The following is a 21,916-nucleotide window of genomic DNA, read 5'->3' as shown; positions in this document are numbered from 1 at the left end:
CACCTCAGACCCCTCGTCGTAGCAATTACGTTGTGGTACGGTCCCGCATCGCTCAGGCGGCAGACCGTTCCGGCAGGCCCCTCGCGCCCCTATCAATGAGAGGTCCCCAGGTGGAGAGCAACGGTTCACAGACGGCTGGCGCCTCGGTTACGAAGGGCCGCAACGCCCTTTCGATCCGCGGCCTCAGCAAGGTCTATCCGGGCACACGCGCACTCGACAGGGTCGACCTCGACGTTCGAGGCGGTGAAGTACTTGGGCTCTGCGGAGGCAACGGCAGCGGCAAGTCGACGCTGATCAAGATCCTCTGCGGCGTCGAGTCGGCCGATGCCGGCGAGGTACAACTAGGCGACGCCGTCATCGCAGCCGACGAGATCAAGTCGCAGGCCATGCACGAACTGGGGCTGCGAGTCGTCCACCAGGACCTGGCCGTGTTCCTGGACCTCAACGTCGGAGAGAACCTCATGCTGGGCGCCGGCTACCCGACCCGCATCGGCCCTTCGGTCGACTGGCGTTCGGTGTCCGACCGGGCGAGAGCGCTCATCGATCGGTTCGAGATCGAGGCGACCCCTCGGACACTTCTGCGTGACCTCCCCATCGCTACCCGCGCCCAGATCGCGATCGCACGGGCTCTCCAGGACGTCGACGAGGGCGGCGGACTGATCATTCTCGACGAGCCGACCGCATCCCTGCCCGTACACGAGGCGCGCATCCTCCACGCCGCGATCCGGCGGCTGGCCGCCGAAGGCCACGCAGTTGTCCTGGTCAGCCACCGGCTCGACGAGGTAGTCGCCCTGGCTGATCACGCGACCGTCCTGCGCGACGGCCGTGTCGCGGCGAACCTCGCGGGCGACAAGCTCACCGAACGTGAACTGGTCCACGCGATCCTCGGCGGCCGCACGGAGATGGCTCAAGCGCGGATCAAGGTTCGTCCGGACTCCCCCACCGTGCTCCAGGTCGACGACCTCTCCGCTGGCCCGTTGCAGGGCATCAACATCTCGGTGCGCGCCGGTGAGATCCTCGGCGTAGCCGGTCTCCTCGGGTCCGGGCGCACCGAGCTTCTCCGCGCACTCTACGGTGACCTGTCCATCGACACTGGCACCGTTCGGATCAACGGCGAGGCAGTGAACTTCACCCGCAAGGACCAAGCCATCGCGCACGGGGTCGTGATGATCCCCGAGGAAAGAGCAACCGGGGGGATCTTCCCGACCCTGACGGTCGACGAGAACATGAACGTGAGCGTCCTGCGCCGCTACTGGCGTGGGCTCTTCAAGCAACGGGCCATGACACGCGACGTCGACCAACTTCGCGACGCATTCAAGGTCAAGGCATCGTCGGGGTCGGTGGCCATCAGCACCCTGTCAGGCGGTAACCAGCAGAAGGCAGTTCTCGCCCGGTGGTTGCGGCTGGACCCTGTCGTCCTGCTGCTCGATGAGCCGACGCAAGGGGTCGACGTCGGGGCTCGCGCCGACATCTACGCCAACGTTCGCCGGCTGACTGACGCCGGCAGCGCAGCGATCGTCGTCGCGTCCGACCTCGAGGAGCTCGCTCAGGTCGTCGACCGGGCCGTCGTCATCCAGCACGGTGTCATCGTGGCTGAAGTGACCGGCGACGACCTCTCCGCTCACTCGCTCAGCGAGCGGCTATACGCGACCGACGTCGCCGTCGCGTCCGGACGCTGATCGCCGGGACCGGGGCGATCACGTGAGCGCTGCTACCCGTAGCAACATCAACGACGGTGCGGGCAGCTCTGGCGCCGTCCCGGCGGCAGGTCTGCCGAAGAACCCATCCGAGCGCCTCGTCCTTATCGAGGCCGGCCCCGGGTACGTATTGACCCGATCAACTACCCGAGTCGCTTCGGGATCTGAGGGACCGTCTCTGGAGGGCCACGACTGGGGCTACCGCTCGTTATCGAGCGAGCTGGCCCAAGACAGCGACGTAGACAACTCCCGCAACTGATGCCCCCCCCCCACCGCGCATCGGCATATTTCGTGTCGACCTCTGGGCACCCGAGCAGCTAGAGCGCGGTTCATTTCCGTCCAGGGAGGCGACCGGCGGCTGGTCCTTCAACTCCAATATTTCGCGGTGGTCCGCGCCCACGCCCCCTGGCCCGAAGGTCCTCATGGGAGGACTCGAATTGGACGTCGACGACCCCCCTGGCAGTACCGAGTAGCCGCCGCGAGTCCAAGGCCAGTCGGTATGCGCATTCTCGGCTTGGCCCCGAAGGCCACGTCCCCTCCGTAGGCTCGGTCCGACGAGCCGCACGAGCGCAACGAGAGCGACTCCCATCCACTGCGGGACCGCCGCCCTCAGAGGGGCCCAGTCTGGTGCCGAAGCCGCTGGGCTCGTTGCCGTCGGGTAATGATCGGTCGGTCAGGACACTGCTTTCAGGCCGTCCGAACCACAAAGGAGTTGTCCCGAGGGTTCTCGATAGCCGGCACGCGCACACGCGCACTACCTCTGCGATACTCGCTCTTGGGCGTAGCGGCATTCTCCGGAGGGTTCTCCGGACCTTTGTCCCCATGTCCCGGGCCTCTAGCTCAATTGGCAGAGCAGCGGACTTTTAATCCGCGGGTTGTGGGTTCGAGTCCCACGGGGCCCACCCGACCCGCTCGATCTCCAGCGCTGTCTCGGGACGGAAGCCCCCGGGGGCTCGCCCCCGACACAGTCATGGTCATACCGGTGGAATGCGCTCAACGTCACCCGCGCTTCCTATCCTGTTCTCAGGTACGCCTCGTATCGTAGGACGTCTGCCGGTTTGGCCGGCAGCCTTTCGAACGCCCCGAACCCGCAGGAGAAGATGGTGAGCAGCCCCGACGCGCCGGCCCCCGAGCCCGCGCCCGCGTCGCCGCCGACCTCTCGCAAGCGGGAGCGTTCCCGTGGCAGGCGCATCGTGCGGGGTCTCGGCTTCGGCGCGCTCGTCCTGGCCCTGATCGTCGGCATCGGGGGCGCGGCGGCGTACTGGAAGTTCAACCACAACATCGAGTCCAAGGCCCTCGACGAGGCCGACCACGTGGTCAAGGACGACACCCCGAAGGGCGCGCTCAACGTCCTGTTCATCGGCTCGGACTCGCGCAAGCTCAAGACCAAGGGCTACGGCAAGGAGGAGGGCCAGCGCAGCGACGCCCTCATGCTGGTGCACTTCTCCAAGAACAACACCCGCATCGACGCGGTCCAGATCCCCCGCGACACCCTCACCGACCTGCCCGCGTGCGACGACACCGGCAGCGGCGCGTTCGCCGGCGGTCCGCAGCAGATGATCAACTCGGCGCTCGCCGGCGGCCCGGCCTGCTCGGTGCGGGCGGTCGAGCAGCTGAGCGGCGTGCACATCAACCACTTCGTCCAGCTCGACTTCGACGGCTTCGCCTCGATGGTCAACGCCCTCGGTGGCGTCAAGGTGTGCCTCAACCAGGCGATGGTCGATCCCGACGCCAAGCTCAACCTCCCCGCCGGCAAGCAGAAGCTCAAGGGCAAGGACGCCCTCGCGCTGGCCCGCACCCGCCATGCGGTGGGCGACGGCAGCGACATCGGTCGCCTCGGTCACCAGCAGGTCGTGATGTCCTCGATCATCAGCCAGGCCCGCAGCGCCGGCACCCTCACCCGTCCGGACCGCCTGTTCAAGTTCATCAACGCCCTGACGTCCTCGATCACGGTCGACGACGGCATCTCCTCGATCCCCAAGCTCACGTCGCTGGCCCAGCGCGCCAGGTCGGTCGACGACTCGGACATCCGGTTCATCACGATGCCCAACGGCACCGCACCGACCGATCCCAACCGCGTCGTGAAGACGGCGGACGCCGACACGATCTTCGCTGCGATCGCGAAGGACAAGAAGGTGCCGGTCGAGGGCTCCGAGGACGAGAAGAAGGCCAGCCGGGAGACCCCGGTCAAGCTCCTGAACGCTGCGCAGACCAACGGTCTCGCGACGGCGGCGCAGGCCTCGATGTCGACCCTCGGCTACACGATCAGCGGCATCGAGAACGCCCAGAAGCCTGCCAAGACCACCCGCATCTTCGTGGACGGAACACCCGAGGCGATGGCCACCGCCGACGCGATCAACCGCGACTTCGGCTTCATGGCCGACGTCGTCGTGCACTCCTCGGGCATGACCGGCGTCTGGCTCATCCTGGGCGCGGACCGCATCGAGGGCGGGGTCCAGCCGAAGGCTCCCAAGGCCGTCAAGGCCACGACCCGCACGGCCAGCGACTCCCTCTGCGCCTGAGCCCTGCTTGACCCCGGCCCGGCGGGGTACGACCGGCGCATGAGCCAATCACCGAACGAGCCCCTGGACCCCGACGAGACCGCCGACAACCCGGAGGTCGACGCACCCCGACCCTTCGAGCCCAGCGTCAGCAACCCGGACGCCGACGGGCTTGACGACTCGGTGTCATGACCCGCGTCGGAGCCGTGCGCTCGATCGTGCTGGAGTGCCGGGACCCGGAGCCCCTCGCGGAGTTCTGGTCGCAGGTCCTGGGCCAGGAGATCGACCAGCGCGAGGACGACTGGTGGTCCCTCGAGCGTCAGGCCGGCGGCCCCCGCCTGGCCTTCCAGGTCGTGGAGGCGTTCGAGCCCCCGCCGTGGCCGGGCCGCACCGGGGAGCAACAGGTCCATCTCGACATCGAGGTCGACGACCTGACTGCCGGGACTGACGACGTCGTGCGGCTGGGTGCGCGCATCCTGTCCGAGGTCGTCGACCCCGACCAGGACCCGTGGCGGGTGTTCGCCGATCCGGCCGGCCATCCGTTCTGCCTCGTCTCGTTCGGCTGACTCAACCCCCGTGCACGAGGCGGCCGTCCACGTACGTCCGCAGCACGCGCACGTCGGCGATCCGGTCCGGCGGCACCCCCAAGACGTCGCGGTCCACGACCGCGAGGTCTGCGGCCGCGCCCACCGCGAGACGTCCTGATGTGCGCTCGAGCCGACTCACCCAGGCGCTGCCGCTCGTGTAGGCGTCGAGCGCCTCCGCGACGGTCAGGCCCTCGTGCGCGAGCAACGGGCCGAGCCGACTGGTCGGTGCCGTCCGGTTGACCGCGACGTGCATCGCGCCGAACGGGTCCGGCGACGACACGGGCCAGTCGCTGCCGAACGCGAGGCGCGCTCCGGAGGTGAGCAGCGACCGGAAGACGTACTGCTGCTCCCGGGCGGACGCGGTGAGGAACGGCAGCGTCAGGTCGACCATCTGATCGTCCAGGCAGGCCCACAACGGCTGCGCATTCGCCGTGACGTCGAGCGCCGCGAATCGCGGCACGTCGTCCGGGTGGACGATCTGCACGTGCGCCAGGTGGTGCCGGTTCCCCCGCCGCCCGTTGACCGCGATGGCGTGCTCGATCGCGTCCAGGCTGTCGCGCACGGCCCGGTCCCCCAGCGCGTGCACGTGGACCTGGAAGTCGGCGGCGTCGAGCTGCTGGACGTACGCCGCGAGGTCGGCGGGCTCGATGAAGGACAGGCCGCAGTTGTCGGTCGGTCGGCCGTGCCCGTCGAGATAGGGATCGATCACCGCCGCGGTGAACGTCTCGCACACCCCGTCCTGCATGATCTTGACGCTGCCGGCGTCGATGCCGGCCGCAGCGGCCCGGGCCCGTCGTTCGATCAGCCCGGGGATCTGGTCCGCCCCCCGCCCACGGTCCCACCACAGTGCCGCGACGACCTTGGCGGTCAGCAGGCCGTCGCGGGCCGCAGCGAGATAGGTCTCGAGCGAGTCGGCCATGCCGAGGCCTTCCCCCACCAGGGCGTCCTGCCACCCCACGATGCCCAGCGAGTGCAGGTACGCCTGCGCGGTCAGCAGCGCCCGGGTCTGCTCGCCCGGCGTCGCCGGCGGGACCAGGGCCCGGACGAGCTCCATGGCGCCCTCGTGCAGCGCCCCGGTCGGCTCGCCGTCCGCGTCCCGCTCGATGCGGCCGTCGCTCGGGTCGGGCGTCGTCCGGTCGATCCGTGCGCGGCGCAGCGCCGCGCTGTTGACCCAGGCGCTGTGGTGGTCCCTGTTGGGCAGGAACGCAGGGCGGTCGGGCAGCACCCGGTCGAGCGCCTCGGCGGTCGGCACTCCGCCGGGGAAGGCGTCCATCGACCAGCCGCCGCCGAGCACCCACTCGGCGTCCGGGTGCGCCGCCGCGTACGCCGCGATGCGGTCGAGATAGCCGTCGACGTCGCCGCCGCCGGTCAGGTCGCACGCGTTCATCTCCAGCCCCGCCTGCACGGGGTGCACGTGGGCGTCGTGGAACCCGGGCAGCACCCAGGCCCCGTCCAGGTCGACGACCTCGGCTCCGGCCGGGAGCTCCGATCCGATCGCCACGATGCGGCCGTCACGGATGGCGATCGAGTCGGCATCTCGCGACCATCCCGTGCCGTCGTGGACATGGGCGTTGGCGAGCACGAGATCAGCCGTCATGTGACCAACGTGCCAGACAATCGTCTGCGCGCGGCGACGGTGCAACGGCACAATTGCGGCGTGGATGATCGTGACCCGACCGGGGCCCTCCTGTTCAGCGCGTCAGCTCAACGCATCGTCGACTACCTCAACGCGCACACGCCGATCCCCGACTGGTCGGTGTCACGGGTCGCGGGTGGCGAGCAGGTCCACGTCCACGTGCACCCCGAGACGTTCCTCAGCGTGGGCCAGCGCGAGCCGTGGCCCGAGACGTTCTGCGTCCGCATGCTCGACGGCGCCTCCCGGTTCGTGCCGGACTCGAGTGTCAACCCCGACTACGCGGACCACCCGCTCGCCCAGCAGGTGCGCGCGTACGCAGGGATGCCGCTGACCGACGACCTCGGGCAGACCTTCGGCACCCTGTGCGGCGTGGGGCCCGATCCGCTGACCGACGTCTCGGAGATCGACGTCGAGCTCATCGAGCTGATGGCCGACCTGCTCTCGTCGCAGCTGGCCATGGCCCGCACCCTCGATCGGCAGCGGCGAGCCGCTGAGATCGCGGAGGCGCTCGCGCACACCGACGCCCTGACCGGACTGACGAACCGCCGCGGGTGGGACCTGCTCGTGCAGGACGCCCAGCAGCGGATCGACGCCTACGGCGACCTCGCGGCGGTCGCGGTCATCGATCTCGACGGGCTCAAGACGGTCAACGACTCGGCCGGCCACGACGCGGGCGACGAGCTGATCTGCGCGGCCGCCGCAGCCCTCTCCCGCACGGCGGGTGAGGCCGACCGGCTGGCCCGCTACGGCGGCGACGAGTTCGTCGTGCTCTCCAACAGCGTCGCCGTCGCCGACCTGGACGCCCACTTCGAGCGCTTCCGGTCGTGCCTGGCCGAGGCCGGGATCGCCGCCTCGATCGGCCATGCGTCCACCACCCCCGGCCTCGTCACGGTCATGGACGCCTTCGCCCTCGCCGACGCGAACATGTACGCCTCGAAGCCGGCCCGCCGCACCGCGTAGGTCGCCTCCGTCAGGAGCGCTCCACCACACCGGCCATGCGGTCCAGGAGCCAGCCGGTGCCGTGCTCCCGGCCTGCCGCCGCCTCCGGGCCCGGGCCGTGGACGCCGTCGAGGTGCACCCCCTGCTCGGTGAACGTCAGGTGGGTGCCGCCGTCGGTCGGCTCGAGGACGACCGTCGTGATGGACGTCGAGGCGTGCACGCCGTCGTCCCACATGTCGTAGACGTAGACGATGCGCTCACGCTCGACGATGTCGGTGTAGGTCGCGCGGAACTCGCTGCGGTGCCCGTTCATCGTCCCGTTGTTGATCGAGATGCCACCGACACGGAAGTCCTCGGAGACCTCGACGTCCTCGAAGTCACCGCCCCCGAACCACTGCTTCTTGACGTCCGGGTCGGCGAAGGCGGCCCACACCTTGTCGACGGGCGCCGTGTAGTCGCGCTCCAGGACGAAGGTTGCGTGGGTCTGGGTGCGCTCAGTCGTCGTGCTCATGTCTGTTCTCCTCGCTGTCGGTCACCACGTCGTGGTCGAGGAGGGCCCCGAGCCGGTCGAGCCGCTGCTCGGCGGCCAGCCGCTGCCGGCCCAGCCACGCGCCGGCGACCGCCAGGGCGTCGGGGGCCAGCTGGAAGGTCCGGACCCGCCCGACCTTCTCCGAGCTCACGATCCCGGCCTCCTCCAGCACCTTCAGGTGCTGGACGACCGCCGGCATCGACATCTCGTGCGGATCCGCGAGCTGACTCACCGAAGCGGGGCCGGCCACCAGGTGCTCGACCATGGCCCGCCGCGTCCGGTCCGCCATGGCGCGGAAGACCCGGTCCAGCTGCTCCTCATACTTAACCACACACTTAAGTATTGTCGTTTCGCTCGTGGTGTCAACCCCCTCGCCGGCGACGTGCCGGAGCCGATCGTGGCGTCCGGCCTTCGATAGGTTGAGCGCATGAACGCCGTCAAGAGCCCCTGGCTGATCGCCTTCGGCGTGGTCGCCGTCGTGCACCTCGTCCTCAACGGCGTGGAGGCGACCCCGTGGGACAGCATCACCAAGTGCCTGCTCGCACCCCTCCTCGTCGGGTGGGTCCTGGAGCAGCGCGGCCCTCGCCTGCTGGCCGTCGCGCTGGTCTTCTGCTGCCTCGGTGACCTGTTCCTGGAGATCGAGGACATGTTCACCGCGGGCATGGCCGCCTTCGCCGTCGCCCACGTCTGCCTCATCACGTTCTTCGTGCGCCGCGGCGCGATCGAGCAGCTGCGCCGCAAGCCGCTGATCCTCGTGGCGTACGTCGTCGCGGCCGTGGCCCTGGTCGCCTGGTGCTGGGGCGGGCTGGAGCCCGGCCTCAAGCCGCTCGTCCCGGTGTACGCCGCGCTGCTCCTGGCGACCGCCGCGACCGCGCTCTCGACGGACCTGCGTGCCGGGATCGGCGGGGCCCTCTTCCTCGTGTCCGACGGGATCATCGCCCTGGCCGAGGCGGGGCGGATCGACCAGGACGCGACCGTCACGGGACTGGCCATCATGGCGCTGTACATCCTGGCGATCTTCTTCCTGACCACGGGCATCGTGTGGCGCGAGAAGCGGACTGTCGCCGCGGGAGCCGGCTTCGACCCCACCGTCCGCACGGACTGCTGGCCGCGACTGCCGGCCGCCCGGTAGATGGCCGGGGCCGCCCAGTCCGCCGGCGAGCCGCCCCTGCTGGGATCCGATCGGACCTATCGCTGGGCGAACCGCGTCTTCGCGGCGCTCTTCCGCCTCATGGGCTACCGCTTCGACGTCCGAGGGGCCGAGCACATCCCGTCCGCGGGACCGGCCGTGCTCGCGGCCAATCACGTCGGGTTCCTCGACTTCACCTTCATCGGCTACGCCGCCCGCGAGCGCGGACGCCTCGTGCGGTTCATGGCCAAGACCTCGGTGTTCGGCCTGCCGGTCGCCGGCCGGCTCATGCGCGCGATGGGACACATCCCGGTCGATCGCCGGCACGGGGCTCGCGCGTACCGCCGGTCACTGCGGCTGCTGGACGCAGATCAGCTCGTGGGGGTGTTCCCGGAGGCCACGATCAGCCGCTCGTGGCTGCTCAAGCCGTTCAAGCGCGGCGCCGCCGCGATGGCGCTCAACCGCGGCGTCCCGCTGGTCCCCGTGGTCGTCTGGGGCGGCCACCGCGTGCTGACGGTGGACGGGCACCGGTCCCTGCGACGTGGGACGCCGATCACGATCCTCGTCGGTGAGCCGCTGACCGCACGCCACGACGAGGACGTCGAGGCACTGACGACCCGGCTCCGCACCTGCATGGACGACTTGCTCGCCGAGGCGATCGACAGCTACCCCGCCGCTCCGCGCGACGAGGACGACACGTGGTGGCTGCCATACGATCGCGGTGGGAGCGCCCCCGATCCCGAGACCGCTGCCACGCTCGATCGTGAGGCCGTCGCGCGCACTGGTGACACGATCGACTAGGTACGACCCACCGTCGAGTGACCGCAGGAGGTCCACCATGACGTACGGATCCATCACCCCCGTCGCCGTCGGCGACCTGACGTTCGACGTCCGGATCACCGGTCCCGAGGACGGCGAACCGATCATCTTGCTGCACGGCTTCCCCGAGACCTCGCTGTCCTGGGCATCGGTCGCGGCCCGTCTGTCCGACGCCGGCCATCTCGTCATCGCCCCCGACCAGCGCGGCTACTCCCCGCACGCCCGGCCCGAGGGCGTCGAGGCGTACACGACCGACCTCCTGGTCACCGACGTGCTCGGCATCGCCGACGCCCTGGGGCTCGGGACGTTCCACCTCGCCGGTCACGACTGGGGGTCAGTGGTCGCGTGGCTCGTGGCCGTGCAGCACCCTGAGCGCGTCAGGACCCTCACGGCCGTGTCCGTGCCCCACCTCGCGGCGTACAACGCAGCACTGCGCAACGATCCCGACCAGCAGCAGAGAGCCGCCTACATCCAGCTGTTCCGCGAGCCCGGCGGCAAGGCCGAGGGCCTGCTGCTGGCCGACGAGGGCAGACGCCTCATCGCAATGTACGGCGATGCCGTGCCGGTCGGCCTCGTCGTCCGCTACGTGGCCCAGCTGGCCGAGCCGGGCGCCCTGACCGCAGCGCTCAACTGGTACCGGGCGATGACGGCGGAGCTCGCCTCGACGCCGCCCGTGCACGTGCCCACGACGTTCGTGTGGGGAGATCAGGACATGGCGATCGGGCGCGTGGCCGCCGAGGCGTGCGGTGACTTCGTCGACGCCGACTACCGGTTCGTCGAGCTCGACGGCATCGGGCACTGGGTGCCCGAGCAGGCCCCCGACCCGCTGGCCGAGGCCATCATCGCGCGCGCGAGGGCCTGAGCCGGCGAGGACGTCAGGCGGTGCGGGCCTCGGGCGCCACGACCTGCAGGGGCCATCCCTCGGGATCGTCGAGGCTGCGGCCCACCGTGCTGGCATAGCGGTTCCAGTCCTCCGCCCGGTCGGCGAACCACCGGCGCTGCCGCTCCATGAGGTCGTCGAGCGTGCCGGCGGCCACCTCGGGGTGGCGGCGGCCGATCTCGTGGGCCACCTCGCGCGCGGCGTACGCATCGGCTGCGGCGTCATGCGCGTTGTCGAGCGTGATGCCGTAATAGGCCGAGACGTCGGTGAGGCGACGGGGTCCGAGACCGCCGCGCTCGATGCCCCAGTCGATGACGAACGGATCCACCACGAGCAGACGGTCCCAGTCGGGCTGGGCCGTGCCCCAGCGCTGCGCCTCGGCTCGCAGCATCGTCAGGTCATAGGCCGCGTTGAACACGACCAGTCCGATGCGGCGGTCGACGAGGTCCTGCACCCAGGCGACGATCCGGGCGATCGCCTCGTGCGGGGCGGGGGCACCGGCCAGCGCCTCGGCCGTCAGGCCGTGCACCGCGGCGGACGCCTCGGGGATCGGGACCCCCGGATCGACCAGGCCCACGACGTCGCGACCCCGGTCGTCCAGGAGCGCGAAGCTGAGGACCCGGTCGGTCAGCGGATCGACCCCGGTGGTCTCGAAGTCGAGCGAGGCAAGAGGTGCCACGTGCCAGCCGGGGTGGTCTCCGCGGGGAGGCGGGGTCGGCGAGCAGGGCAGGCAGAGGGTCAGCCACCGCCCCGGACGACCGATCAGTCGGCCGGCCGCGATCGCGACGGCCGAGCTGCACTCGGCGCACGTCGCGGCGTACTTGTTGGATCTCATGTGCTGACTTCCGGCTCGTGGTTGCTGCGCCTCACGCTATCCGCCGGATGAGACAGGTCACACGTACGACCTGTGACCCCCGGGCAAGCGATACGATCGTCCCACTTCACAACTCCAGGGGGAAATGATGAAGGGTACGAGCTTTGACGGCCGCACGGCCGTGATCACTGGTGCGGGGGGCGGCATCGGCCGCGCAGCCGCGATCCAGGCCGCACACAAGGGCGCGCGCCTCGCCCTGACCGACGTCGACACCGAGCGCCTGGCCGAGACCGTGGCCCTCGTCGAGGATCACGTGGTCCACCACGAGGCGTTCGACATCTCCCACGAGGACTCGGTCGCGGCGTTCGCCCACCGCACGCTGGTCCACGGACCGGTCGACATCGTCATGAACATCGCCGGCATCTCGTCGGGCGGCCGCATCCAGGACCTCACGTCCAAGGAGTGGCGGGACTGCGTCGAGGTCGACCTGATGGGGCCCATCCACGTCCTGTCGGCCTTCGTCCCACCGATGATCGAGACCGGCAACGGCGGACACATCGTGAACGTGTCGTCGTCGGCCGGCCTGTTCGGGCTGCCCGTCCGCGCTCCCTACAGCGCCGCGAAGTTCGGCCTGCACGGCGTCAGCGAGGTGCTGCGCTTCGATCTCGAGCAGCACGCGATCGGTGTCACCCTCCTGTGCCCCGGGGCCGTGAGCACCTCGCTCACCAGCACCCCGCCGCTCGCCGGGGTGGACGTCGAGCACCCCGCGTTCCAGCAGCTGCTCGCGGACCTCCAGCGGCACGCCGTCTCGCCGGAGGAGGCGGCCGCGGCCATGGTCCGGGGCGTGGAGCGGGGCAAGTATCTCGTCTTCACCTCCCACGACGTGCGCGCCGGACACTACCTGCAGCGCTACGTCCCGAAGGCGTACGAGGCGGCCATGCGCCGGCTCAACCGCAGGATCAGCCACGCGCTCGCCCAGGCCGAGACGGCACCGCACTACGTCTGAGCGTCGCTCACCCGCCCGCAGCGGCGATCAGTGACCTGAACAGGCCCACGTCCTCGAGGGTCTCCGGATGCCACTGGACGCCGACCCAGAACGGTCGGTCGGGTCGTTCCATCCCCTCCAGCACCCCGTCGGCCGAGTGCGCCGCGGCCTGGAAGCCGGGGTGGGTGGCCACGGACTGGTGATGATGGCACCGGACCTCGCCCTTGTCGCCCACGGCCGCGGCCAGACGCGTGCCGGGCACGACGTCCACGCTGACGTCACCGAACTGCGCTCCCCCGGGCGAGTGCTCCTCGTGGCCCACGAGGTCGGGCACGTGCTGGTGCAGCGTCCCGCCCGCGTGCACGGCCATGACCTGCATGCCGCGGCAGATGCCGAGGACGGGCAGGTCGTGGGCGTCTGCCGCGTCGAGCAGGGCGAGCTCCCACTGATCGCGGTCGACCCGCCAGCCGGCGGTCCGCTCGTGCACCTGGGCGCCGTAGCGACGCGGGTCGACGTCGGCGCCCCCGGCCAGCACGAGCCCGTCGAGCCGGCCGACCGCCGCGTCGGCGTTCTCGGGGTGGCCGGGCGGCAGGATCACCGCGACCCCGCCCGCCGCTGCGACCGCGCCGGCGTACGTCGAGGGAAGCAGGTCGGCGGACTCGTCCCAGACGCCCCACCGCGCGGGCTCCCGGTAGGAGCTCAGGCCGATGACGGGACGGGTCACAACGGGGTCACGTAGGCGCCTGAGATGCCGCCGTCGACGAGGAACGTCGAGGCGGTCATGAAGCTGGACTCGTCGCTGGCCAGGAACAGCACGGCGTTCGCGATCTCCTCGGGCTCGGCGAAACGGCCGACCGGCACGTGCACGAGCCGCCGGGCGGCCCGCTCGGGATCGTCGGCGAAGAGCTCCTGCAGCAACGGCGTGTTGACCGGGCCGGGGCACAGCGCATTGACCCGCACGCCCTGGCGGGCGAACTGCACACCGAGCTCGCGCGACATCGACAGGACACCGCCCTTGGACGCGGAGTACGAGATCTGCGACGTCGCGGCCCCCATCACGGCCACGAAGGAGGCGGTGTTGATGATCGACCCGCGGCCCTGGTCGAGCATGTAGGGCAGCACGGCCTTGCAGCACAGATAGACGCTGGTCAGGTTGACGTCCTGCACGCGGCGCCACGCATCGAGATCGGTGTCGAGGATCGAGTCGTCCTCGGGCGGTGAGATGCCCGCGTTGTTGAAGGCGATGTCCACCGATCCGTACGTCTCGTGGGCGGTGCGGAACAGCGCGTCGACCTGCTCCTTGTCGGTGACGTCGACGTGGACGTACGTGCCGCCGACCTCCTCGGCGACGCCCGGCCCCGACGTGTCGTCCACGTCCCCGATGACGACGTGGGCGCCCTCTGCGGCGAAGCGGCGGACCGTCGCCAGCCCGATGCCCGAGCAGCCCCCGGTGACGACGGCGACCCTGCCCTCGATGCGTCCTGCCATGTCCTACCCGCTCTCTGTGTCGTCCCCGCTGGCCGGTCAGTCGTGGGAGATGAAGACGTTCTTGACGTCGGTGAACCCGTGCGGCGCGTCGGGGCCGAGCTCACGGCCGAGGCCCGACTGCTTGAATCCGCCGAACGGTGTCCAGTAGCGCACCGAGGCGTGCGAGTTGACGCTCAGGTTGCCGGCCTCGACGCCGCGCGAGACACGCAGTGCTCGCCCGATGTCACGGGTGTAGATCGAGCCGGACAGCCCGAACTCGGTGTCGTTGGCCAGCTCGAGTGCGTGCGCCTCGTCGTCGAACGGCATCACCGCGACGACCGGGCCGAAGACCTCCTCGCGCCAGATGCGCTCCTGCGGGTCGTCGGCGAGGACGACGGTCGGCGCGAACCAGTAGCCGGGGCCCTCGGGCGCCGAGCCGGTGAAGGCCACCTCGGCCTCGTCGACGAAGCCCTGCACGGTCGCCCTCTGCGCCGCAGAGATCAGCGGACCCATCTCGCTGGACCGGTCGGCCGGATCGAGCACCTTGACCGCGGCGACCGCGGGCTGCAGGTGCGAGACGAACTCGTCGTACGCCGAGCGCTCCACCAGGATGCGCGAGCGCGCGCAGCAGTCCTGGCCCGCGTTGTCGAACACCGCCCCCGGGGCAGCCGCCGCGGCCCGGGCGAGGTCCGCGTCGGCGAAGACGATGTTGGCGCTCTTGCCCCCGAGCTCGAGCGTCACCCGCTTCACCTGGTCCGCACAGCCGGCCATGATCTTCTTGCCGACCTCGGTCGATCCGGTGAAGCAGACCTTGCGGACGGACCGGTGGGTCACGAACCTCTCCCCCACGATCGATCCCTTGCCCGGGACGACGGTCAGGACGCCCTCGGGGATCCCGGCGTCGAGCGCGAGCTGGGCGAGCCGGATCGCGGTCAACGGGGTGAGCTCGGCGGGCTTCAGCACCACCGTGTTGCCGGCCGCGATCGCCGGCGCGAAGCCCCAGCCGGCGATCGGCATCGGGAAGTTCCAGGGCACGATGATGCCGACCACGCCCAGCGGCTCGTGGAACGTCATGTTGACGCCGCCCGGCACGGGGATCTGCAGGCCGGTCAGCCGCTCGGGCGCCGCGGAGTAGTAGTTGAGGACGTCGCGGACGTTGCCCGCCTCCCATGTCGCATTGCCCCACGTGTGTCCCGAGCCGCGGACCTCGAGCTCGGCGAGCTCGGGCACGTGCTCGTCGACGATCGCGGCGAACCGGCGCAGCAGCCGCGCACGCTCGCCGGGCGCGGTGTCCCGCCAGCCCGGGAACGCCTCCGCGGCCCGCTCGATCGCCGCGTCCGCGGCGGCGAGGTCCGCCATCTCGACCTCGGCCACGGCCTCCTCGGTCGCGGGGTTGATCACGGTGTGGGTGCTCGTCATGCGGGTCCTCAGAGTCGTTCGAAGCCGCGGCGCAGCTCCCAGTCGGTCACGGCCGCGTCGAACGCCTTGAGCTCGACGTCCGCCATGTTGGTGTAGTGGTCGACGACCTCGTCGCCGAACACCGCGCGGGCGATCGCCGAGCCGTGGAACGCCTCGCGTGCCTCCCGCATCGTGCTCGGCACCTTCGCATTGCCCGACGTGTACGCGTTGCCGGTCTCCTCGGCCTCGAGCTCGAGCTCGTTCTCGATGCCGTACAGGCCACCCCCGAGCATCGCGGCCAGCGCGAGATAGGGATTGGCGTCGCCGCCCGGCACGCGGTTCTCCAGACGCGCGCTCGGCCCGTGCCCCACCAGACGTACCGCGCACGTGCGGTTGTCGAGCCCCCACGCGACCGCAGTCGGCGCAAAAGAGCCGTCCGCGAAGCGCTTGTAGGAGTTGATGTTTGGCGCGTAGAACAGCGTGAAGTCACGCATCGTGGCCAGGATGCCGGCGATGAACTGGTCGTACACCGGGGTGCGGCCCCCGCGCCCCCCGTCGGCCTCGTCGTCCCAGAACACCGTGGCGCCGTCGGTGCCCCGCAGGGACAGGTGGATGTGGCACGAGCTGCCCTCGCGCTCGTCGTACTTGGCCATGAACGTCAGCGCCTGCCCGTGCTGCGCCGCGATCTCCTTGGCTGCGGTCTTGTAGACCGCGTGGTTGTCCGCCGTGACGATGGCGTCGTCGAAGAGGAAGCCGATCTCGTGCTGGCCGTAGTTGCACTCGCCCTTGGCGCCCTCGACGTTCATGCCGGCGGCGTACATCGTGTTGCGGATGTCGCGCAGCAGCGGCTCGACCCGGCTCGTGCCGAGGATCGAGTAGTCGATGTTGTACTGGTTGGCGGGGGTCAGGTCGCGATAGCCCGAGCTCCACGCCTGCTCGTACGTCGTGTCGAACACGATGAACTCCAGCTCGGTGCCGGCGAGCGCGGCGAACCCCGCAGCAGCGGCCCGGTCGACCTGCATCTGCAGGATCGTGCGGGGAGACTGCACGACCGGGGTGTGATCGAGCCACACCAGGTCGCACTGGATCATGACGGTGGCCGGCAGGTGCTCGAGCACCCGGATCGTGTCGAGGTCGAGGGCGAACTCCATGTCGCCGTAGCCCCGCTCCCACGAGCTCATGTCATAGCCCGCGACGGTGTTCATGTCGACGTCGACGCTGAGCAGGTAGTTGCACCCCTCGGTGCCCTGCTTGAGCGCGACGTCCAGGAAGTACGCCGCGTGGAGCCGCTTGCCCTGCAGACGTCCCTGCATGTCGGTGAACGCCACCACGACCGTGTCGACATGGCCTTCCTCGATGCGGACCCTGAGTTGCTCGAGGGTCAGGTGCCGGTCGTTGCGAGTGCTCATGCGCTCTCCTTCACATCGGGGCCCGGTTCACATCAGGGACCGGTTCACATCAGGGCCCGGAGCAGTGCGGCCGTGTCGTCGCAGTGCCGCTCCATCGCGCGTCGCGCGGCCGCGGCGTCACCCGACACGATCGCCTCGGTCACCGCGACGTGCTGGCGACGTGAGTGATCGATGTTGCGGTCGAGGACCGGGATCGCCTCGAGCATGTCGTGCAGGCACATCTGCACGTTGGTCACCGCGTCGATCAGCAGGGGCGAGTCCGAGAGCGAGGCGATGGCCAGGTGGAACAACGAGTCGGCCTGCCGGTGCACGGCCTTGCTCGTGGCGCGGGTGACCTCGTCCAGGGACGTCAGGAGCATCTGCTGCTGGGCAGTGCTCAGCTGCTTCTCCGCGGCCGCGTGCGCCGCGCCCGGCTCGACGATGCGCCGGAAGTCGAGCGCGTCGAGCAGCTCGGATCGCGGCCGGGCGGACGTCGGGGCCGAGCCGGGCTCCGACGGCCGGAACGTCACGACCGTGCCGCCGCCCCGCCCGCGCCGGGTCGTCACCAGACCCGCCTCCCGCAGGGCCGCGATCGCCTCGCGGAGCGTGGCCCGCGACACCCCGATCCGCTCGGCGAGCTCGCGCTCGGGCGGCAGCGTGCTGCCGTCCTGGTAGAGACCGAGGCGGATCGACGTCGCGAGCCTCTCGACGCACGACTCGAACGCGTGGTGCGCACGCACCGGGCGCAGGACCGCGTCGGCGAGGTGCTCACCGCCAAGGAGTGCGCTCACCGCTGACCTCCGGCCAACAATTGGTCTGGTTCCGCACCATATAGGCCGTCCTGCGGGTTGTCCATGGTCATGACTCGGGGCCATCGGCCCCTGATCGGCCTCGCCGATCGCCCCTACTGTCGGGCCCGGGGCGCGCCGGACCGCTCCACGAGGGAGGCACGACCGTGGCATCTGGCAAGCACCTGCTGCACCACCCCAAGGGCAGCCCCTTGCTGCTCATCCTGATGATGCTGACCGTCCTGCCGTCCGTCGTGCTCGCAGACGCATGGGGAGCGGGCGCCGCGGGGATCATCGGCGGCCTGACCGGGCTGTTCTCCCTCGTCGTGTTCATCGGTGGCCCGCTGCGTGCCGACCTGCGGATCGCCGCTGTCATGGGACCTCTGCTCATCTTCGCGGCGGCAGTGCCTCGCCTGGTGGCTGAGGCGTCCAGGCCCGCCGCCATCGTCCTCGTCGTCCTCCTCGGCTTCGTCGCCGCGCTGCTCCCCCTGCTCGGACCCCGCTTCGCCAATGCAGGGATGGGCCTGGGGATGACGACCGTGTTCGGCTACGGCTACGCGCCGAACGGGGGAGCCGATCACCAGCAGGTCATCGCCGCCGCGGTGGCCGGCGTCGCAGTCGCCCTCGCACTTCGCGTGCTGATGGGCATCTCCGATCCGTCCAAACCGACCCGCGAGCAGATCGCGCAGGTCCTCGTCGCCGACGACTCCGCGGCGGCCACCTCGACTGCCTTCGGCACGTGGATCAGCGACGGGAGGCAGCGCTGGCTGGCAGACGTCCTCGACGCGGCGTCGCGCTACCGCCTCGCCCTCCGCGCGGCAGAGCTGTCAGGGACCGATCCCGACGCGATCGCCGCCATGCGCGACCGGGCCAAGGACCTGGCCGGGCGGTTGCAGGCGAAGCCCTCGACGTCGCACCCGTCCGATCCGGACGAGTCGGCCCAGGACCCGTCAGTCCAGCACGCCCCCGTCGCCACCTCGTCCCGCCTTGCCGACGCCTCGGACGCCCTCGACGACGTCGAGCGGGCGATCCGCGAGCACGACACGAGCGCGGTCCCGCTCGAGCACGACAGCCGCCACCAGTTCAAGGACGCTGTGCTGCACCCGTCCGCCCGGCTGCGATCGGTCCAGCTCCGGCACGGGTTCCGCACCGCGCTCGGCCTGCTCATCATGCTCATCATCACGTCGGGACTGAATCGCGGCGACCCGCTCGTCTCCACGGCGATGCTGGCCACCTTCAGCATCCTGCAGGCCAGCTGGCGCGACACCTTGACCAAGGCGACCAACAAGATCATCGGACTTGTCGGCGGCTCGCTGCTCGTCGCGGTGATCCTGCTGACCGTGCCGTCACGCTTCCTGACCCCGATCGCCGGCGTGGCCCTGTGCATGGGCCTGTGGTTCATCGTCACGCGACCCGCGCTGGGCCAGGGGTGCATGGTCGTCGTGAGCGTGGGATTCAACTCGGTGACCCGCGATCTCAACGCCACGAACCTGCTCCTGCAGTACGTGGGGCTGACGGCAGCCGCGGTGGTCGTCGGACTGGTCGTCGGCTTCGCGGTCGTGCCCGCATTCCGGCCACCGCCGTTGCGCCGACGCATCGAGTCGGCAACCGAGGCCACCACAGCTGCGCTCCGCGCCGCCGTGAGCGGCGAGACACCGGGGCTGTCCGACGCCGTGGCACTGCACCGCGAGGCCGCTCAGCAGCAGGAGGAGCTGGTGCCTGACCACGAAAAGCTGGACGACCAGCAGCTGACCGAGCTCGACCGACTGCGGACCGGTCTGCACGACCTGACCGTCCTGGTCGACGCGACCCGTCCGACCCCCGCAGAGCTGGACGAGGTCCTGCTCGCACTGAGCCCCACCGAGATGGTGGTGCCCGACGGGCCCGGCTCGGGCACCGGTCCCGAGCAGCCCCGCCAGGCGTCGTCGACCGCCCAGGAGCTGGCCCAGCAGACCGGCGAGGCCGAGCGATACCTGCTGCGGACCCTCCCTGCCGGCGTCTGAGTGCCGGGTCGCGCGCCCGAACCTAGTCCTGGAACGCGTCTGTCACGGACTCGTCGATCGTGTGCTTGGGACCGGTGAACCAGCGGCGGGCCGAAGCGAACCACCAGATGGTCAGCGCGAGGAGCGTCCCGCCGGTCAGGATCGGCGCGTAGTTGACGAACTTCCAGGAGAAGTCGTCGTCCCACGGCCTCGCGGCAGGGGTGAACGGCAGGATGAAGTAGATGCAGATGATCGCGATCTCCGCGACGGCGATCAGGTTCATCCACTTGTACTTCGACCCGTTGTTCCAGCTGCCGGGCTGGAACGCGTCACCCATCCGCCAGCGCAGGAAGATGGGGATCAGGAACGCCAGGTAGAGGCCGATCACGGCGACTGAGGTGACCGCGTAGAACGCGACCGGGACGGGTGCCCCGTTGATGTCCACCTCGATCAGGGCCGGCAGGGTGATGATCGCGCCGATCACCGCCACGAAGACCACCGCATTGGCCGGGACCTTCGTGGCCGACACCTTGGACCAGATCCTCGAGCCGGGGATGGCGCCGTCACGGCTGAACGCGAACGTCATCCGCGAGGCGCTCGTGAGGCACGCGATCATGCAGAAGAACTGTCCTGCGGTCGAGATCGCGAGCACCAGGACGTGCCAGCCCTGCGGCAACGCCTGCCCGAAGATCAGGTCGACACCACCGCCACCCTCGGTCACCGCGTCCGGGTCCTGCACCGCGAACAGGAAGGCCAGCAGGAGCAGCCAGCCGCCGAGTGCGGAGTACGCGATCGAGCGCCAGATGCCCTTCGCGGCACCCTCGGCCGCGCCCTGCGTCTCCTCCGAGAGGTGGGCCGAGGCGTCGAAGCCGGTGATCGTGTACTGGGTCAGCAGGAAGCCGAGCGGCAGCACGAGGAACCAGTACGTGCCGCCGTTGACGGATCCGTCGGCGTAGCCGGAGTTGTTGATCTTCTCGGTGAACATGAAGCTCAGCGACTGGTGGGTGTCGGGAATGATGAGCAGGACCGCGATGATCAGCGCGACGCCCACCACGTGCCACCACACCGAGATGTTGTTGACGACCGCGAGCAGGTGCCCGCTGAAGATGTTGAGCAGGGCGGCGACCACGAGGATCGCGATGAAGATCAGGAACACGCGCTGCAGGCTGTAGCTGTCGCGCCAGCCCTCGCTCACTGTCTGCAACGTCAGGTCCATGAAGGTCGCACAGCCGTACGCGACCGAGGCGGTGACCGCGAGCAGGCCGATGAGGTTGAGCCACCCGGTGAAGAACCCGGCCGCGGGTCCACCCATCTTGGACGCCCACCAGTAGATGCCTCCCGATGTCGGATAGGCCGAGACCAGCTCGGACATCGTGAAGCCGATGATGAGGATGAACAGCGAGATGATCGGCCAGCCCCACGAGATCGCGACCGGCCCGCCGTTGTTCCAGGCCTGGCCGAACGTCGTGAAGCAGCCGGCCAGGATCGAGATGATCGAGAACGAGATCGCGAAGTTGGAGAAGCTGGACCAGGACCGGTTCAGCTCCTGCTTGTAGCCAAGGCTCGCGAGGTGCTTCTCGTCGTCACTGAGTTGATCGGCCATGGATGCACCCGGGCTCTCAAGAGAAGTTGGTGCATGCTAGCGCGCGTGTGCCCGTTGTCTCTAGCCCTTTCGGCCACTGATTTCACACGTTCACACCACCGAAATGGCCCGAAACCGCAACGTTGCCTACGGTTGTTCGCGGGATCCTTCGTCGGTCCCCCGCGTGCGGCGCAGCTCGTCGCGCTCGGTGCGCAGCCGCTTGACCTCGCTGCGGCGGGCCTTCAGCCGCATGCTGAGCACCGTGATGATCACGGCCAGCGCCACGCCTGCGATCACGCCGATCAGCGCCGCTGCGCGGAAGCCGGGTGCGTCGACGTCCATGATGCGCTCACCCGCGTGCGCGGCCCTGCTGTTGCCGGCCACGACCGAGAGGGTCAGCCAGTTGGGGGCGGCGAGCACGATCGCGACGACCGCGAGGATGCCACGCCACGTCCAGCTGTAGAACCGGTGCCGGAGCTGGAACAGCATCAGCAGCGGGACCAGCGAGAACACGAAGCCGTAGAACAGTCCCCACAGGGTGCCGCGCGAGACGCTGCCGTCGACCTGGTCCGCGACCCGCTGCGCCCACCACCGCGGGAAGAACGCCGCCGACAGGAGATACACGACGTACGCGATGCCGACCAGGACGATCGCCAGGACGATGCGCTTGACCCACACGGGTGGGCCGACCTTCGACTGGTCGGCGACCCGACCGTCGATGCGGTCGTCCTCGTGCGGCGGGTTGTACGCAGCGGAGTCCTCATGGCTCATCTCGCCATCATGGCAGCACTGGGG

The 21,916-nt window shown here is 69.9% G+C and carries 21 protein-coding genes and 1 tRNA gene; 11 read left to right on the top strand and 11 right to left on the bottom strand.

Annotated elements, in window-relative coordinates:
* Window positions 1-110 precede the first annotated feature (110 nt).
* The 5 genes from GEV26_RS02470 (at window position 111) to GEV26_RS02455 (ending at window position 4,764) form a co-directional block, all read left to right on the top strand.
* Window positions 111-1,679, top strand: a complete 1,569-nt coding sequence (locus tag GEV26_RS02470; protein ID WP_194839945.1) for a sugar ABC transporter ATP-binding protein — start codon at window positions 111-113, stop codon at window positions 1,677-1,679.
* Window positions 1,680-2,526: 847 nt separating this feature from the next.
* Window positions 2,527-2,599: transfer RNA gene (locus GEV26_RS02465), tRNA-Lys, on the top strand.
* 201 nt (window positions 2,600-2,800) lie between these two features.
* On the top strand, window positions 2,801-4,219 hold the full coding sequence (locus tag GEV26_RS02460; RefSeq protein ID WP_194839944.1) for an LCP family protein: 1,419 nt from the start codon (window positions 2,801-2,803) through the stop codon (window positions 4,217-4,219).
* A gap of 39 nt (window positions 4,220-4,258) precedes the next feature.
* On the top strand, window positions 4,259-4,390 hold the full coding sequence (locus GEV26_RS18130; protein ID WP_255489239.1) for a hypothetical protein: 132 nt from the start codon (window positions 4,259-4,261) through the stop codon (window positions 4,388-4,390).
* Window positions 4,387-4,764, top strand: coding sequence for a VOC family protein (locus GEV26_RS02455; protein WP_194839943.1), 378 nt, complete (start codon window positions 4,387-4,389; stop codon window positions 4,762-4,764). Before GEV26_RS18130 ends, GEV26_RS02455 begins: the two co-directional genes overlap by 4 nt.
* Before the next feature lies 1 nt (window position 4,765).
* On the opposite strand, the gene GEV26_RS02450 is transcribed toward GEV26_RS02455, so the two are convergent.
* Window positions 4,766-6,382: an amidohydrolase gene (locus GEV26_RS02450; protein WP_153651594.1), complete on the bottom strand. Its 1,617-nt coding sequence runs from the start codon at window positions 6,380-6,382 to the stop codon at window positions 4,766-4,768.
* A gap of 60 nt (window positions 6,383-6,442) precedes the next feature.
* Here GEV26_RS02450 and GEV26_RS02445 point away from each other — a divergent pair, with 60 nt between their 5' ends.
* Entirely contained in the window at window positions 6,443-7,381 is a 939-nt protein-coding gene (locus GEV26_RS02445; protein WP_194839942.1) for a sensor domain-containing diguanylate cyclase, read from the top strand.
* 10 nt (window positions 7,382-7,391) lie between these two features.
* On the opposite strand, the gene GEV26_RS02440 is transcribed toward GEV26_RS02445, so the two are convergent.
* Window positions 7,392-7,871 (bottom strand): SRPBCC domain-containing protein, encoded by a 480-nt coding sequence (locus GEV26_RS02440; RefSeq protein WP_153651592.1) that lies wholly within the window; start codon window positions 7,869-7,871, stop codon window positions 7,392-7,394.
* A complete protein-coding gene (locus GEV26_RS02435) occupies window positions 7,855-8,220 on the bottom strand; it encodes an ArsR/SmtB family transcription factor (RefSeq protein WP_153651591.1) in 366 nt (121 codons plus the stop codon). The genes GEV26_RS02440 and GEV26_RS02435 overlap by 17 nt, the downstream gene beginning before the upstream one ends.
* Before the next feature lie 96 nt (window positions 8,221-8,316).
* Here GEV26_RS02435 and GEV26_RS02430 point away from each other — a divergent pair, with 96 nt between their 5' ends.
* The 3 genes from GEV26_RS02430 to GEV26_RS02420 are packed head-to-tail and all read left to right on the top strand — an operon-like array spanning window position 8,317 to window position 10,699.
* The gene (locus GEV26_RS02430; RefSeq protein ID WP_153651590.1) at window positions 8,317-9,021 is read left to right on the top strand and encodes a lysoplasmalogenase family protein; all 705 of its coding nucleotides are present in this window, start codon (window positions 8,317-8,319) and stop codon (window positions 9,019-9,021) included.
* On the top strand, window positions 9,022-9,819 hold the full coding sequence (locus tag GEV26_RS02425) for a lysophospholipid acyltransferase family protein (RefSeq protein ID WP_153651589.1): 798 nt from the start codon (window positions 9,022-9,024) through the stop codon (window positions 9,817-9,819).
* 37 nt (window positions 9,820-9,856) lie between these two features.
* Window positions 9,857-10,699, top strand: a complete 843-nt coding sequence (locus GEV26_RS02420; protein WP_153651588.1) for an alpha/beta fold hydrolase — start codon at window positions 9,857-9,859, stop codon at window positions 10,697-10,699.
* Between the two features lie 13 nt (window positions 10,700-10,712).
* Here the strand turns inward: GEV26_RS02420 and GEV26_RS02415 are convergent, their stop codons facing one another.
* A complete protein-coding gene (locus GEV26_RS02415; protein ID WP_153651587.1) occupies window positions 10,713-11,552 on the bottom strand; it encodes an exonuclease domain-containing protein in 840 nt (279 codons plus the stop codon).
* A 127-nt stretch (window positions 11,553-11,679) separates the two neighbouring features.
* On the opposite strand from GEV26_RS02415, the gene GEV26_RS02410 reads away from it, so the two are divergent.
* Entirely contained in the window at window positions 11,680-12,537 is an 858-nt protein-coding gene (locus GEV26_RS02410) for an SDR family oxidoreductase (protein ID WP_153651586.1), read from the top strand.
* Between the two features lie 7 nt (window positions 12,538-12,544).
* Here the strand turns inward: GEV26_RS02410 and GEV26_RS02405 are convergent, their stop codons facing one another.
* Genes GEV26_RS02405 through GEV26_RS02385 form a run of 5 tightly spaced genes read right to left on the bottom strand, consistent with a single transcriptional unit; the run spans window position 12,545 to window position 17,560 of the window.
* Window positions 12,545-13,240, bottom strand: coding sequence for a gamma-glutamyl-gamma-aminobutyrate hydrolase family protein (locus GEV26_RS02405; protein WP_153651585.1), 696 nt, complete (start codon window positions 13,238-13,240; stop codon window positions 12,545-12,547).
* Entirely contained in the window at window positions 13,237-14,004 is a 768-nt protein-coding gene (locus GEV26_RS02400; protein ID WP_153651584.1) for a 3-oxoacyl-ACP reductase, read from the bottom strand. Before GEV26_RS02400 ends, GEV26_RS02405 begins: the two co-directional genes overlap by 4 nt.
* A 36-nt stretch (window positions 14,005-14,040) precedes the next feature.
* Window positions 14,041-15,402, bottom strand: coding sequence for an aldehyde dehydrogenase family protein (locus GEV26_RS02395; RefSeq protein ID WP_153651583.1), 1,362 nt, complete (start codon window positions 15,400-15,402; stop codon window positions 14,041-14,043).
* Between the two features lie 8 nt (window positions 15,403-15,410).
* On the bottom strand, window positions 15,411-16,790 hold the full coding sequence (locus GEV26_RS02390) for a glutamine synthetase family protein (RefSeq protein ID WP_153651582.1): 1,380 nt from the start codon (window positions 16,788-16,790) through the stop codon (window positions 15,411-15,413).
* A gap of 44 nt (window positions 16,791-16,834) precedes the next feature.
* Window positions 16,835-17,560, bottom strand: a complete 726-nt coding sequence (locus GEV26_RS02385; RefSeq protein ID WP_243838857.1) for a FadR/GntR family transcriptional regulator — start codon at window positions 17,558-17,560, stop codon at window positions 16,835-16,837.
* A 164-nt stretch (window positions 17,561-17,724) separates the two neighbouring features.
* On the opposite strand from GEV26_RS02385, the gene GEV26_RS02380 reads away from it, so the two are divergent.
* Window positions 17,725-19,560 carry an FUSC family protein gene (locus GEV26_RS02380; RefSeq protein WP_153651580.1) on the top strand — a complete coding sequence of 612 codons (1,836 nt, stop codon included), beginning with the start codon at window positions 17,725-17,727 and terminating at the stop codon, window positions 19,558-19,560.
* A 22-nt stretch (window positions 19,561-19,582) separates the two neighbouring features.
* Here GEV26_RS02380 and GEV26_RS02375 read toward each other — a convergent pair whose 3' ends face one another.
* Both GEV26_RS02375 and GEV26_RS02370 read right to left on the bottom strand, forming a co-directional pair.
* The gene (locus tag GEV26_RS02375) at window positions 19,583-21,142 is read right to left on the bottom strand and encodes an amino acid permease (protein ID WP_153651579.1); all 1,560 of its coding nucleotides are present in this window, start codon (window positions 21,140-21,142) and stop codon (window positions 19,583-19,585) included.
* 126 nt (window positions 21,143-21,268) lie between these two features.
* Complete coding sequence (locus GEV26_RS02370) at window positions 21,269-21,892, bottom strand: hypothetical protein (RefSeq protein WP_153651578.1); 624 nt, start codon at window positions 21,890-21,892, stop codon at window positions 21,269-21,271.
* Window positions 21,893-21,916: the final 24 nt, after the last annotated feature.

Source organism: Aeromicrobium yanjiei (genome assembly GCF_009649075.1).
GTDB lineage: Bacteria > Actinomycetota > Actinomycetes > Propionibacteriales > Nocardioidaceae > Aeromicrobium > Aeromicrobium yanjiei.
The sequence above is the reverse complement of the archived record's forward strand: the minus strand, read 5'-3'. Positions and strand labels throughout refer to the sequence as shown.

Bases quoted from the DNA above. Each gene is read 5' to 3' on its own strand.
- GEV26_RS18130 (WP_255489239.1), top strand. From the start codon at position 4,259: ATGAGCCAATCACCGAACGAGCCCCTGGACCCCGACGAGACCGCCGAC.
- GEV26_RS02455 (WP_194839943.1), top strand. From the start codon at position 4,387: ATGACCCGCGTCGGAGCCGTGCGCTCGATCGTGCTGGAGTGCCGGGAC.
- GEV26_RS02450 (WP_153651594.1), bottom strand. From the start codon at position 6,382: ATGACGGCTGATCTCGTGCTCGCCAACGCCCATGTCCACGACGGCACG.
- GEV26_RS02440 (WP_153651592.1), bottom strand. From the start codon at position 7,871: ATGAGCACGACGACTGAGCGCACCCAGACCCACGCAACCTTCGTCCTG.
- GEV26_RS02430 (WP_153651590.1), top strand. From the start codon at position 8,317: ATGAACGCCGTCAAGAGCCCCTGGCTGATCGCCTTCGGCGTGGTCGCC.
- GEV26_RS02425 (WP_153651589.1), top strand. From the start codon at position 9,022: ATGGCCGGGGCCGCCCAGTCCGCCGGCGAGCCGCCCCTGCTGGGATCC.
- GEV26_RS02420 (WP_153651588.1), top strand. From the start codon at position 9,857: ATGACGTACGGATCCATCACCCCCGTCGCCGTCGGCGACCTGACGTTC.
- GEV26_RS02415 (WP_153651587.1), bottom strand. From the start codon at position 11,552: ATGAGATCCAACAAGTACGCCGCGACGTGCGCCGAGTGCAGCTCGGCC.
- GEV26_RS02410 (WP_153651586.1), top strand. From the start codon at position 11,680: ATGAAGGGTACGAGCTTTGACGGCCGCACGGCCGTGATCACTGGTGCG.
- GEV26_RS02400 (WP_153651584.1), bottom strand. From the start codon at position 14,004: ATGGCAGGACGCATCGAGGGCAGGGTCGCCGTCGTCACCGGGGGCTGC.
- GEV26_RS02395 (WP_153651583.1), bottom strand. From the start codon at position 15,402: ATGACGAGCACCCACACCGTGATCAACCCCGCGACCGAGGAGGCCGTG.
- GEV26_RS02390 (WP_153651582.1), bottom strand. From the start codon at position 16,790: ATGAGCACTCGCAACGACCGGCACCTGACCCTCGAGCAACTCAGGGTC.
- GEV26_RS02375 (WP_153651579.1), bottom strand. From the start codon at position 21,142: ATGGCCGATCAACTCAGTGACGACGAGAAGCACCTCGCGAGCCTTGGC.
- GEV26_RS02370 (WP_153651578.1), bottom strand. From the start codon at position 21,892: ATGAGCCATGAGGACTCCGCTGCGTACAACCCGCCGCACGAGGACGAC.